The 11,920-nt window shown below is 62.8% G+C and carries 14 protein-coding genes and 1 tRNA gene; 11 read left to right on the forward strand and 4 right to left on the reverse strand.

What is annotated here, in order from left to right; translation table 11 throughout:
- The first annotated feature begins 3 nt into the window (after positions 1 to 3).
- The 3 genes from ACVILI_RS00225 (at position 4) to ACVILI_RS00235 (ending at position 3,070) form a co-directional block, all read left to right on the forward strand.
- Entirely contained in the window at positions 4 to 945 is a 942-nt protein-coding gene (locus ACVILI_RS00225; RefSeq protein ID WP_457102278.1) for a creatininase family protein, read from the forward strand.
- Positions 946 to 1,106: 161 nt separating this feature from the next.
- The gene (locus ACVILI_RS00230) at positions 1,107 to 2,114 is read left to right on the forward strand and encodes a YncE family protein (protein ID WP_240565422.1); all 1,008 of its coding nucleotides are present in this window, start codon (positions 1,107 to 1,109) and stop codon (positions 2,112 to 2,114) included.
- A gap of 275 nt (positions 2,115 to 2,389) precedes the next feature.
- Entirely contained in the window at positions 2,390 to 3,070 is a 681-nt protein-coding gene (locus tag ACVILI_RS00235; protein ID WP_051726872.1) for a TonB-dependent receptor, read from the forward strand.
- A 151-nt stretch (positions 3,071 to 3,221) separates the two neighbouring features.
- Here ACVILI_RS00235 and ACVILI_RS00240 read toward each other — a convergent pair.
- Positions 3,222 to 3,306 (reverse strand) — tRNA-Leu (locus tag ACVILI_RS00240).
- 275 nt (positions 3,307 to 3,581) lie between these two features.
- Between ACVILI_RS00240 and ACVILI_RS00245 the strand changes: the two genes are divergently transcribed.
- Together ACVILI_RS00245 and ACVILI_RS00250 are read left to right on the forward strand one after the other, a co-directional pair.
- On the forward strand, positions 3,582 to 4,166 hold the full coding sequence (locus ACVILI_RS00245; RefSeq protein WP_038649922.1) for a YqaA family protein: 585 nt from the start codon (positions 3,582 to 3,584) through the stop codon (positions 4,164 to 4,166).
- 90 nt (positions 4,167 to 4,256) lie between these two features.
- Positions 4,257 to 4,775: a disulfide bond formation protein B gene (locus ACVILI_RS00250; protein ID WP_038649924.1), complete on the forward strand. Its 519-nt coding sequence runs from the start codon at positions 4,257 to 4,259 to the stop codon at positions 4,773 to 4,775.
- 151 nt (positions 4,776 to 4,926) lie between these two features.
- Here the strand turns inward: ACVILI_RS00250 and ACVILI_RS00255 are convergent, their stop codons facing one another.
- A complete protein-coding gene (locus ACVILI_RS00255; protein ID WP_010911702.1) occupies positions 4,927 to 5,484 on the reverse strand; it encodes an HNH endonuclease in 558 nt (185 codons plus the stop codon).
- A gap of 128 nt (positions 5,485 to 5,612) precedes the next feature.
- Positions 5,613 to 6,254 (reverse strand): DNA-3-methyladenine glycosylase family protein, encoded by a 642-nt coding sequence (locus ACVILI_RS00260; protein WP_027047429.1) that lies wholly within the window; start codon positions 6,252 to 6,254, stop codon positions 5,613 to 5,615.
- Between the two features lie 75 nt (positions 6,255 to 6,329).
- Here ACVILI_RS00260 and gluQRS point away from each other — a divergent pair, with 75 nt between their 5' ends.
- On the forward strand, positions 6,330 to 7,205 hold the full coding sequence (gene gluQRS, locus ACVILI_RS00265) for a tRNA glutamyl-Q(34) synthetase GluQRS (protein ID WP_038649926.1): 876 nt from the start codon (positions 6,330 to 6,332) through the stop codon (positions 7,203 to 7,205).
- 153 nt (positions 7,206 to 7,358) lie between these two features.
- Entirely contained in the window at positions 7,359 to 8,273 is a 915-nt protein-coding gene (locus ACVILI_RS00270; protein WP_019861379.1) for a DMT family transporter, read from the forward strand.
- Positions 8,274 to 8,392: 119 nt separating this feature from the next.
- Here ACVILI_RS00270 and ACVILI_RS00275 read toward each other — a convergent pair whose 3' ends face one another.
- Entirely contained in the window at positions 8,393 to 9,244 is an 852-nt protein-coding gene (locus tag ACVILI_RS00275) for a YihY/virulence factor BrkB family protein (RefSeq protein ID WP_027047430.1), read from the reverse strand.
- A 58-nt stretch (positions 9,245 to 9,302) separates the two neighbouring features.
- Here ACVILI_RS00275 and ACVILI_RS00280 point away from each other — a divergent pair, with 58 nt between their 5' ends.
- The 4 genes from ACVILI_RS00280 to ACVILI_RS00295 are packed head-to-tail and all read left to right on the forward strand — an operon-like array spanning position 9,303 to position 11,819.
- Entirely contained in the window at positions 9,303 to 10,169 is an 867-nt protein-coding gene (locus ACVILI_RS00280) for an SDR family oxidoreductase (protein ID WP_084791686.1), read from the forward strand.
- Between the two features lie 25 nt (positions 10,170 to 10,194).
- Positions 10,195 to 10,386, forward strand: coding sequence for a twin transmembrane helix small protein (locus ACVILI_RS00285; protein ID WP_019861382.1), 192 nt, complete (start codon positions 10,195 to 10,197; stop codon positions 10,384 to 10,386).
- An 18-nt stretch (positions 10,387 to 10,404) separates the two neighbouring features.
- Positions 10,405 to 10,986 (forward strand): cob(I)yrinic acid a,c-diamide adenosyltransferase, encoded by a 582-nt coding sequence (locus ACVILI_RS00290; protein ID WP_038649928.1) that lies wholly within the window; start codon positions 10,405 to 10,407, stop codon positions 10,984 to 10,986.
- A gap of 32 nt (positions 10,987 to 11,018) precedes the next feature.
- Positions 11,019 to 11,819 carry a rhomboid family intramembrane serine protease gene (locus ACVILI_RS00295; RefSeq protein WP_019861384.1) on the forward strand — a complete coding sequence of 267 codons (801 nt, stop codon included), beginning with the start codon at positions 11,019 to 11,021 and terminating at the stop codon, positions 11,817 to 11,819.
- The last annotated feature ends 101 nt before the right edge of the window (positions 11,820 to 11,920 follow it).

Genomic DNA, 11,920 nt, shown 5'->3' on the forward strand with positions numbered 1-11,920 from the left:
CCCATGATCCCGAATCCTCGCGGCCGCCGGCGCCTTGCCGAGACCACCGCCCCCGAACTAACTGCAGGAAATCGGCGGACATCCGGTCCGGTGCAACGCATCGCCCAGAGGCTGATCGCACGGCACCGTTTCACGCGCGCGGGCATTGTCGTTGGCCTTTGGCTTCTGTCGGGTCTTGCCTCGGGGGCCCATGCTGCCAATGCATCGGTCTTCCTCGAAGACCAGACCTGGACCGAACTGCGCGATCGGATCAGCGCCGGGACGACGACGATCATCGTCCCGATAGGCGGCACAGAGCAAAGCGGTCCTGCCATGGCCTTGGGCAAGCACAATGTGCGGGTCAAGTTCCTGGCCGAGAAGATTGCCGGTCAACTCGGCAACGCCTTGGTCGCCCCGGTGATCTCCTATGTCCCGGAAGGGACCATCGACCCGCCGAGCGCCCATATGCGGTTTCCCGGAACGATTACCATCAGCGACAAGATTTTCGAGCAATTGCTCGAATCCGCGGCGCGCAGCTTCAAGCTGCACGGCTTCAAGACCATCGTGCTGATCGGCGACCATGGCGGCTATCAAGTCGACGAGCGTCATGTGGCCGATCGTCTGAATGCCGAATGGAGCAAAGGCCCGGTCCGGGTCTTTGCGGCGCTGCAATACTATCAGATCACCCAGGGCCCCTATGTCGACAAGCTCCTGTCGGCCGGCGCGAGGCAGTCCGAGATCGGAACCCACGCCGGATTGGCCGACACATCGCTGATGCTCGCCATCGACCCTTCCATGGTGCGCAAGGATCGCCTCGCGGCGGCTCCGAAGCTCGGCGCCGGCGACGGCGTCTATGGTGGCGACCCGACACGATCATCGGCCGAGTTCGGTCAACTCGGCGTCGACCTGATCGTCAGCGGTACGACCGAAGCGATCCGCGAATTCACAAGACAGCAGCCCAAATGATCAAGCCATATCGACGGTTCACGCGCTTTCGCGCCTTGCTCGTTTTGTTGCTTGCCCTATCGCCGGCATCGGCTTGGGCCGACTCGTGCCCGGAGGATTGCAGCGAGCCGCCGCCTGCCCGCTCTCCGGTCAATATCTACGACCAGACAACCTCTGATCATTTGAGCCCGGCCACGATAGGCGCGCTGCCGCGCGTCTATGTTCCGAACCGCTCGTCCAACAGCGTATCGGTCATCGATACCGCGACGCTCAAGGAGGTCGACAGGTTCCCTGTCGGGCGCAAGCCGCAGCACGTCGTTCCGTCCTGGGATCTGAGCACGCTCTGGGTCGCCAACAACGCCAGCGGCACCAGCAAGGGCAGCGTGACGCCGATCGATCCCAAGACCGCCAGGCCGGGTCACGAAATCCCGGTCGATGACCCCTACAACATGTACTTCATGCCGGATGGAAGTTCGGCCGTCGTCGTCGACGAGGCCTTTCAGCGCCTTGATCTGCGCGATCCGCAGACCATGGCGCTGAAATCGACGATACCGACGCCGACCTGCCCCGGCATCAACCATGCCGATTTCTCCGCCGACAATGCCTACGCCATATTCACCTGCGAATATGGCGATGGGGGACTGTTGAAGGTGGACCTGAAAAACCAGAAGGTGCTCGGCCACCTCGCTCTGTCGAAGATGGGCATGCCGCAGGACATCCGGCTTTCGCCCGACGGCAAGGTCTTCTATGTCGCCGACATGATGAACGACGGCGTGTTCCTGATCGACGGAGACAGCTTTTCCGAGATCGGCTTCATCGCCACCGGCATCGGAACGCACGGCTTTGTCGTGAGCCGCGACGGGACAAAACTCTACGTTTCAAATCGCGGCTCGCACAAGATGGAGCAAGGCCGCGCAAAGGGGCCGGGCAGCGTGACGGTCATCGACTTTGCTTCCCGTTCGGTGGTCGCGCAATGGCCCATACCCGGTGGCGGCAGCCCCGATATGGGCAATGTCAGCGCCGACGGCAGGCAATTGTGGTTGTCCGGCCGCTTCGACAGCGAGGTCTACATGATCGACACCACCTCGGGCGCCGTGACGAAAATCCGCGTCGGCGTCGAGCCTCATGGCCTGACGGTTTGGCCGCAGCCCGGCAGATATTCGCAGGGCCATACCGGCAATATGCGATAGCCATCTCGACCGCGCAGACGCGCGACACAGCCGTCTGGTGCACCTGCTTCGTCCAAGGCAAGAAAACCGTTCTCGTCGAAGAGTTGTTGCCACCCCCGCCTCGCGGGTGTGACCAAACTGCACCGCCGGTTTCCAGTCGAGGGCCGTCTGGGCGAAGCCGCCCACACGAATGGCACATCGTCACATAACTGTAATGGCACGCGCCTAGCTAATCCTCGCCACATCCCAACGCGCCGCTCCGTCCCCGATGCGCCGCCACATCTCGAGGAAAGACCATGCTTTTGCGCGCCATCATCGCCCCATTGGGCGTCTGCTTGTCCATGGCCACATCGGCCTTTGCCGCCGACCTGGTCGAAGCCCCGCCACCGGCAGCGCCGACCTGGACGATCGCAATCGAGGGGGACCCGGAATTCTACGCCATCGACAATGGCAGCAACACCGCCCGGTCGCTTGCCGACACCTACTTCAAGCTCAGCGTCTCGCACAATTTCGACAATAATTTCGTCGGCGGGATCTTCATCCAGCCAACCTTCAAGACCGGCGGAAAGTCGCAGTACTATGCCGAAGCAAGCCTCGGCTACAAAATCAAGATCACGGATGCCTTCACCCTGACCCCCAGCCTGGGGCTCGGCTACACCTGGCACGATACTGGCATCATCAAGGATGCCGATGCCAACGCGAATGTTCCCTACTATGCCCTCTATCTCGCGGGCGATTGGAAGCTGTCCAAGCAATGGACCTGGAACGTCTTCAACTTCCGCTACCGCAACGCCTTCAGCACCACCTGGGAAACGCCCAAACTGGCCACCGGCGTGACCTACAACATCGACTCCACCAACGCGGTCTATGCCAGCGTCGGCTATTCCTGGAAGAAGACCGATACGACCTCGGCGCCCTACAACGATCTCGCCGGCGACAAATGGAACATCGGGATCGGCTACAAGCACTCGCTCTGATTGGATCGGAGAAGGCACAGGCTGTCGCTGTAGCGCCAGCCTGTGCCCTGAATCATCTCGGCCGCGTCCGATGCAACCGACCCTCTCCGTGGCTTATCGACCTTGCCCCAGGCCATGGGCGGGCAAGCAACATGGATCCTGAAAAAAGGAATGGTGCCCCTAGCCGGGATCGAACCAGCACTCCTTGCGGAACTCGATTTTGAGTCGAGCGCGTCTACCAATTCCGCCATAGGGGCTCAGGCCGGGCGGCCTGGATGGGCGCGGACTATACGGTCGGAGGCCTGTTCGTCAACTGGCCAAATCTCGAGATCACCGGGATGCGACCAATCTTCCCCTTTTGATTTCGTGACCGCGCTGCCATTGTGCGGCGCGGAAAATCTTTCTAGACAGGCGGCGCATCAAAGCGAGGCGCGTCCCAGCGGATGGATGGCGCGCTTTGGGTCTTTGTTTTGTGCATGCCATTGCCCCGAAACCGCAGCGCACCGTTTGGGCGACACGCATAGGAGTGCCGATGCTTCGCGGACTTTACGACTGGACCTTGTCGCTGGCGGCCAGGAAATCCGCGGAATGGTGGCTTGCCATCATCGCCTTCATTGAAAGCTCGTTCTTCTTCGTGCCGGCCGATGTACTCTATCTGCCGATGGCGTTGGCACGCCCCGACCGCGCCTACCGCTATGCGCTGACCGCCACGGTCGCCTCGGTGCTTGGCGGCATCGCCGGCTGGATGATCGGCTATTTCGCCTACGACACTATCGCCCGTCCGATCCTGGAGCATTTCGGCGGCCTGGAGACCTTCGAGCGCTGGCAGAATTCTGGCATCGGCCTGATGCTGGTGCTGCTCGTTACCTCCGGTCTCGCGCACCTGCCGCCGATCAAGGTCGTCACCATCCTTGCGGGCGCCCTGCACGTCAATTTGTTGATCTTCATCATCTCGGCCATCGTCGCTCGCGGCGCGCGCTTCCTGCTCTTGGCGTGGCTGCTGCGCCGCTATGGCGAATCGATCCGCGAATTCATCGAAAAGCGCCTCGGGCTGATCGCCGGCGCCGCGGCCGCTGCCCTGATTTTGCTCTATATCGTCGTCAAATACGCGTTCTAGTCCATGTCGCCCAAAAAGTGCCCCGCGGTTTTGGGACAACGACATGGATAAAAAGTCGAACGGCCGGCGAACTCAACGGACAAAAACCCCATGACAGCGACCATGAATGCCGACACCAGACACCAGCGGACGCGGACCGCCCTGTTTCTCGCCGTCGCCATGGCCGCGACCGTCGGGTCGGCGCTCGGCTTCCAGTACATTGGCGGCTACATCCCTTGCCATCTCTGCCTGGAGCAGCGCACCCCCTATTATATCGGCGCGCCGCTGATGGTGCTGGCGGTGATCGCCTCGATGCTGCGCGCGCCGGCCTGGCTGACGCGCGGCCTGCTGGGCATTGGCGGCTTGCTGATGCTCTATGGCCTCTATCTCGGCGTCTATCACTCCGGCGTCGAGTGGCAGTGGTGGGCCGGCCCGACCGATTGCACGGCGGGCGCCGGCCCGGTCGACACCGGCGGCAAGGGCGTGCTCGACGCGCTCGACAAATTCGTGCCGCCCTCCTGCGACAAGGCGGCACTGCGCATCCTGGGCCTGTCCCTGGCCGGCTGGAACGCCATCGCCAGCCTTATCCTGGGCGCCGTCGCCTTCCGTGGCGCGTTTGCCAAGGACTGATCTGGCGCGGCGCGAGATCGTTCAAGAATTCGGCAGGCTGAGTCGGATGAAGTGATTTTCGAGAACCGGAGCGGAGCGCACTAAAGTACGTGAGTACCGGAAGCGCAGACAATCGCTTCAGGCGGCCAGCCTCCCGAATTCTCGAACGATCTCAAGGTTCGAGTTCGACGTCCCAGTAGAGATAATCCATCCAGCTTTCGTGCAGATGGTTCGGCGGGAACAGGCGGCCGTTGTTGTGCAGATCATGCACGGTCGGCTGATAGGGCTTCTGCAGCGGCCACATCTTGGCATGCGCCGGCATCATGCCGCCCTTCCTCAGATTGCAGGGCGAGCAGGCCGCGACGACATTCTCCCAGGTCGTCGCACCGCCGCGATGGCGGGGGATGACGTGGTCGAAGGTGAGGTCGTCGGGCGTGCCGCAATACTGGCACTGGAAGCGGTCGCGCAGGAAGACGTTGAAGCGGGTGAAGGCCGGGTGCCTGGACGGCTTCACATAGGCCTTCAGGCTGACCACGCTCGGCAGCTTCATCGAGAAGGTCGGCGAGGACACCGCATGCTCATATTCGGCGACGATGTTCACCCGGTCGAGGAACACCGCCTTGATGGCGTCCTGCCAGGACCAGAGCGACAAGGGGTAGTAGCTGAGCGGACGGTAATCCGCATTCAGCACCAGTGCTGGAAGCCCATCCGGAGATACGGCAACCGTCACGTGTTTACCTCCTTGGTTCTAGACCCGAACGGCGCGGATACTGTAAGCCCGACATGACAGGGATGTGAAGCGGATTGTCGCTTGCCCAAGGCGTCAAAAAACCCCGATTTTTATGCTTTTTTGTAGATTCAGGACGGCGGCGCTGCGTCCCGCCCCCTGGTTTCGCGATAATAGGACCAGAAAAGCCGCGATGCGACACCTCGCCACGGGCTCCATGATTCGGCCAATGCGATCAGTGTTTTCTCCGGCGGACGCGGGTCGATGCCGAGCGCGTGACCGACCGCGCTCTGCAGCGCAACGTCACGCGCGGGGAAAATGTCGGGGTGCCCGGCGGCGAATAGAAGGTACACTTCGGCCGTCCACGGGCCGATGCCAGGCACCGTCGTCATCGTCGTGATCGCCTCCTGAGCATCCAGCGAACAGAGGTGATGGAGGTCGAGCCCGTCCGCCACGGCCTGGGCAACCGCGATCAGGCCGCGCTGCTTGGGCCGCGACAGGCCGGCCTCGCGAAACATGTCCTCGCCGGCGGCCAGGATCGCCTGCGGCGTCAGCGGATCGACCAGCTTCGTCAGCCGCCCGAAGATCGCATCGGCGCTGGCCCGCGACACCTGCTGCGAGACGATGATCGACGCCAGGCTCCTGAATCCCGGCTCGGAAAGCCTGAGCGGCACCTCGCCGGCCATGCCGCGCACCTTTTCCAGGCGCGGGTCGATAATGCAAAGCGCATCGAGCCCGCGGGCAATGTCGTTCAGTGTCGCGATTCGTTGCATGGTATCCTTGCCCACCAATGTGCAGCAAAGTAGCAACCGCCAAAAGCACAGCACAACCCGATTGCCGCCTCAGACATGACGCTCCTGACATTCCGCTTCGCGCCCAGCCCCAACGGCGAACTGCATCTCGGCCATGCCTATTCGGCGCTGCTCAACCAGACGCTCGCAGAGGCCCGCGACGGCCGCCTGCTGCTGCGCATCGAGGACATCGACACCACGCGCTGCACGCCGCAATTCGAGGCCGGCGTGCTTGCCGACCTGAAATGGCTGGGCCTTGGCTGGGAAGAGCCGGTACGCCGCCAGTCCGAGCATTTCGCCGAGTATCAGGCGGTGCTCGACCGGCTGATCCGCGAGGACCTCGTCTACCCCGCCTTCATGAGCCGTGGCGAGATCAGGGCCTTCATAGCCGACAGCGAAAAGCGCGGGCGCGACTGGCCGCGCGATCCCGATGGCGTGCCGCTCTATCCCCCCGTCGACAAGGCGCTGCCGGTGAAAGAACGCAAACGGCGTATCGCTGAAAACGAACCCTTCGCCTGGCGGCTTGATGTCGATGCCGCTGTTGTACGTGTAGGCAGGGACCTCGCATGGACCGAATTCAGCGATGATACGCTATCGGCGACGCGCTCGGTCGAAGCCCGCCCGCAGGACTGGGGCGACGTGATCGTGGCGCGCCGCGACATCCCGACCAGCTACCACCTGGCCGTCATTGTCGACGACGCGCTGCAAGGGGTCAGCCATGTCGTGCGTGGGCAGGACCTGTTTTCTGCCACCGGCGTACAGCGCCTTCTGCAGGAATTGCTCGAGCTGCCGCAACCGGCCTATTTCCACCATCGGCTCATCCTCGGGCGGGACGGGCGAAAACTGTCGAAGAGCCTTGGCGACACCGGCCTTGCCAAGCTGCGGGAGGCCGGCGCATCGCCGGACGATATCAGGCGGATGGCCGGCCTCTGAGCGTGGCAAAAAGCTCTGGCAAAAGCGCGCCGCACGCACTGCCGATTGAATTCCCGTGATGCATGGATCAATCGTTTCGTTTTGCGCCTCGGGTTGAACGGGATTAGAGCAGCGCCACGGTCAGTTTCTCACCAGCGTAGCGGTCTCCGGAAAATGCAAAGCATCAAGCGGTTCATCCCCGCCACATTCGTCGTCCTGTGGGCGACCGGCTTCATCGGCGCGCGCTATGCCATGCCATGGGCGGAGCCGTTCACCTTCCTCGCCGCCCGTTTCGTCATAGCGGCCATCCTGCTGGCAGCCCTGATGCCCGTTCTGGGTTCGAAGCGAGCTACCCGCAAGGAGGCGCTGCACGCCACCGGCGCCGGCGTGCTGATGCATGGCGTCTATCTCGGCGCCGTCTTCTGGGCCATCCACAGGGGCATGCCGGCCGGGTTTTCGGCCCTGATCGTCGGCCTGCAACCACTGATCACCGCCGTGCTTGCCGGCAAGTTCCTGGGCGAGGCCATCCTGCCGCGCCACTGGCTTGGCCTTGGCATCGGCCTGATCGGCATCGTCATCGTGCTGTGGCCAAAGCTTGGCGCGCTCGGCGGCGGCGTGACCGCGGCGACGCTGACCGCCTCGCTGGTCTCGGTGCTCGGCATGAGCGCCGGCACCATCTGGCAGAAGCGTTTTGCTTCCGGCGGCGACCTCGTCGCAGCAACCATGTGGCAATATGTCGGCGGCGCCTCGCTGATGATCCTGGCCGCGCTCGCCTTCGAAACGCACACCGTCATCATCAATGGCGAACTGATCTTCGCCATGGCCTGGCTGGTGCTGGTGCTGTCGCTCGGCGCCATCTTCCTGCTGATGGTGATGATCCGCGACGGCGAAATGTCGAAAGTCGCCTCGCTGTTCTACCTGGTGCCGGCGGTGACGGCGATCATCGCCTGGGCGCTTTTCGACGAACAGCTCAACGCGCTGCAGATCGTCGGCATGGCGATCACCACCTTCGGCGTCGGCCTGGCAACGGCGCGGCAGACCAAGGGAAGAATTGAGGGATTGAAAAGAACTGAGGAATTGAGGAATTGAGGAATTGAGGAATTGAGGAAGAAGCACACGGCGCCAGATATGGCCGCCTTTTTCCTCAGTTCTTCATTTCTCCAATTCCCCAATTCTCCAGTTCTTCATTTCCTCAATTCGGCACCGCCTCATCCGACCCGGGCACGCGCCTCGAGATAGCGGCTGATCGCGGCGTTGAGCTCGCCGCCGAGGATGAAGATCGCCGAGACGATGTAGAGGAAGACCACCGCGATCATGATCGAGGCCAACCCGGCGTAAGTCGTAACATAGGACGAGAAATGGTCGAGATATGTGGCGAACATCGTCGAGCCGATGAGCCATGCGGCCAGTGTGAAGACGATGCCCGGCACCAGCGAGACGAAGCGGCGCTTGCCGGCCGGCAGCCAGTAGTGCACGGCAAACAACCCGCCGATGATGACGGCCGAGGCGATGACGTAGCGCCACAGCGTGATCGTGCCGGTATAGGGCTTTATCCATTCGAAATGCGCTTCCGCCAGCCGCGCCAGCAGGGGTGCGAACACCAGAAGCACGCTGATCGCCAGGAAGCCGGCCGTCGCGATCAGCACGAAGAAGATGCTCTGCACCCGGCGGTAGATGATGCCGCGCGTCTCGGTGACACGATAGGCGCGGTTGAGCGAGGTGCGCAGCGCCTCTATGCCGTTCGACGCGAAATAGGCGGCAAGCAGCACGCCATAGGTCAACAGGTCGGTGCGCCGGACGGTCAGCACGTTCAGCACCTCATGCGCGATCGGCTTGGCGATCTGATCCGGCCAGGTGTCGAAGACCAGGTGCACGGCCGTGTCGGCAAAGGCCTGGGCGCCGAGGAAGCTGCCCAGCGTCGTGGCGAAGATCAGGAAAGGAAACAGCGCCATCAGCGAGGTGATCGCCAGATGGCTGGCCATCGCCCAGCCGTCATCGGTGTTGAAATGGCCGAGCGCGTCGTAGAGCACGCGGCGCAGGGCGACAATATTCCGCAACAAGAACCCGCGTTCCCTTCGATTGTCTCGACGCCGCGAATATGGGAAGTGAATGCGGCAAATGGCAACCCTTGGCGAAACCACGAGTCCGACGGCGCAGGAATTGCGCACCATCATCGTCACCGGCGCCTCGTCCGGCATAGGTGCATATTGCGCCCGGGCACTCAAGGCGCAAGGCTGGCGGGTCTTTGCAACAGCCCGAAAACCCGAGGACATCGCCGCGCTCGAAAGTGACGGCATCGAGGCTTTCTACCTCGACTACAGCGAACCGGGCTCCATTGCCGCCCTGGTGACGGCGGTGTTCGAGCGCACCGGCGGCCGGCTCGATGCCCTGTTCAACAACGGCGCATACGCCCAGGCCGGCGCGGTCGAGGATCTGTCGGTGGCCGCGCTCAAGCAGCAGTTCGAGGTCAATTTCTTCGGCTGGCATGATCTGACCAGCCGTCTCGTGCCGGTGATGCGCCGCCAGGGTCACGGCCGTCTCGTCCATTGCTCGTCGATCCTCGGTCTGGTGCCGGTGCGCTTTCGCGGCGCCTATTCGGCATCCAAACATGCGCTCGAGGCGCTGATGCTCTGCCAGCGTCAGGAACTGGACGGCAGCGGCGTCCATGTTTCGCTGATCGAACCGGGGCCGGTGAAATCGAAGATCGCCAGCAACGGCCTCCCCTGGTTCCTGAAGAACATCGACATCGAGAATTCCGTGCACCGCGCGGACTATGCCGCGCAGCTGGAGCGGCTGCGCGCCGGCGGCAGCCAATCGGCGTTGAAGCCCGGGCCGGAAGTAGTCCACAAGGTTCTGCGTCATGCCCTTCTGTCGCGGCGCCCGCGTCCGCACTATGTGGTAACGGTGCCGGCTAAAATCTGCGCGGCGCTCAAACGTATCCTGCCGGCTTCGATGCTCTACCGCCTGATGGCCAAACGCGCCTGAACGCGAAACAACTGGAAACGCAACAATGGCAACCGTCTTCAATATCCTCGCCATTCTGGTCATGGCCGCCGTGGCGATCGTGCTGATCCGAGGCCTCATCAACATGATGCGCGGCGGTTCCGGCGTCACCTCCAACAAGCTGATGCAGGCACGCGTCATGCTGCAGGCCGTGGCGCTGGCGCTGATCCTGCTGGCCGTGTATTTCACCCGCAAGTGAGGCCGTTCGGGAGGCGATGTGGTCAAGCTCAACAAGATCTACACCCGCACCGGCGATGACGGCACGACGGGTCTCGGCACCGGTGAGCGGCGGCTGAAATCCGATCTGCGGGTGGACGCCTACGGCACGGTCGACGAAGCCAATGCCTGCATCGGTATCGCCCGCGTGCACACGGCAGCCAACCACCCGGCGATCGATGCCATGCTGTCGCGCATCCAGAACGATCTGTTCGACCTCGGCGCCGATCTCGCCGTGCCCGATGACGGCAAGCCGCTTGGCTACGAGCCGCTGCGTATCGTTGCCGCGCAGACCGACCGCGTCGAAAAGGACATCGACCTCCTCAACAAGGATCTGCAGCCACTCAAATCCTTCGTGCTCAACGGTGGCACGCCGGCGGCGGCAGCGCTGCATCTGGCCCGCACGGTGGCGCGGCGAGCCGAACGGCTAATGGTGGCGCTGGCTCAAGACCCGGGCGAGCACGTCAACCGCGACGGGTTGAAATACATCAACCGCGTCTCCGATTTCCTGTTTGTCGCCGCCCGGGCGGTCAATGACAATGGAAATGGCGACGTGCTATGGGTTCCCGGCAAGAACCGCTGAACGGATCGAAAAGCGGAGGGGACCAGGCACGCATGTTCATCCCGCTTTACGACACCAACAGGCTGCGCCACATCCGCCTGCAATATGTGACGATCGGCCTGATCGTGGTCAACGCGCTGGTCTATTGCGCCACGGCACTCGGCGGCGAGAACTTCACCAATGCCGCCGTGCTCGGCCTCGGCTTTATTCCGTCCGTTGTCCACAACACGGCCGAGCTTGACCCCCGGTTCATCATCATTCCGGAAAGCCTGAGCTACCTCACCTATTCCTTTCTGCATGCCGACATCTTCCACCTTGGTGGCAACATGCTGTTCCTGTGGGTGTTCGGCGACAACGTCGAGGACGCGCTCGGCCACATCCGCTACCTGATCTTCTATCTCCTGTGCGCCATCGCCGGCGCCGCCTTCCAGGGGCTTATCGCCTGGGATTCGCAAGTGCCGCTGATCGGTGCCTCAGGCGCCATCGCCGGCGTGGTCGTCGCCTATCTGATCCTCTATCCCAGGGTTAAGGTCTGGGTCCTGGCCTTTGCTCGCATCCCGCTGCGCATTCCGGCCTTCATCCCGCTTATCCTGTGGGTGCTGTTCCAAGTCTTCATGTTCGCCACCGGCGGCGAGGACCAGATTTCCTGGGCCTGTCATATCGGCGGCATCATTGCAGGCGCGGTGCTTGTTCTGGTCCTGCGCAGCCGCGGCGTGCCGCTTTTTGCCGGCGCAGATGAGGATGCCGTGGTTCCCACATCAGACCAGCCGCCGGTTGCCGCCGAACCAGCGGCGCCTGAACCGCAGGCCACCACGACGCGCTGGGGCCGGGGAAACCCGTCTGGCCCAAACTGAACCGATTTGAGCCGCTTTCAGCGTATTGACGGCAGGGGTTGCCCCAACTACGGAAACGTCTCCGTCCGAGCGCCAGGGCTGTTAAGGAGCAGTCCAAGACG

Source organism: Mesorhizobium sp. USDA 4775, assembly GCF_054062655.1.

Coding starts and splice junctions, on each gene's coding strand:
- ACVILI_RS00235 (WP_051726872.1), top strand. CDS start 2,390: ATGCTTTTGCGCGCCATCATCGCCCCATTGGGCGTCTGCTTGTCCATG.
- gluQRS (WP_038649926.1), top strand. CDS start 6,330: ATGACGCTCCTGACATTCCGCTTCGCGCCCAGCCCCAACGGCGAACTG.
- ACVILI_RS00270 (WP_019861379.1), top strand. CDS start 7,359: ATGCAAAGCATCAAGCGGTTCATCCCCGCCACATTCGTCGTCCTGTGG.
- ACVILI_RS00245 (WP_038649922.1), top strand. CDS start 3,582: ATGCTTCGCGGACTTTACGACTGGACCTTGTCGCTGGCGGCCAGGAAA.
- ACVILI_RS00260 (WP_027047429.1), bottom strand. CDS start 6,254: ATGCAACGAATCGCGACACTGAACGACATTGCCCGCGGGCTCGATGCG.
- ACVILI_RS00250 (WP_038649924.1), top strand. CDS start 4,257: ATGACAGCGACCATGAATGCCGACACCAGACACCAGCGGACGCGGACC.
- ACVILI_RS00225 (WP_457102278.1), top strand. CDS start 4: ATGATCCCGAATCCTCGCGGCCGCCGGCGCCTTGCCGAGACCACCGCC.
- ACVILI_RS00285 (WP_019861382.1), top strand. CDS start 10,195: ATGGCAACCGTCTTCAATATCCTCGCCATTCTGGTCATGGCCGCCGTG.
- ACVILI_RS00280 (WP_084791686.1), top strand. CDS start 9,303: ATGGCAACCCTTGGCGAAACCACGAGTCCGACGGCGCAGGAATTGCGC.
- ACVILI_RS00295 (WP_019861384.1), top strand. CDS start 11,019: ATGTTCATCCCGCTTTACGACACCAACAGGCTGCGCCACATCCGCCTG.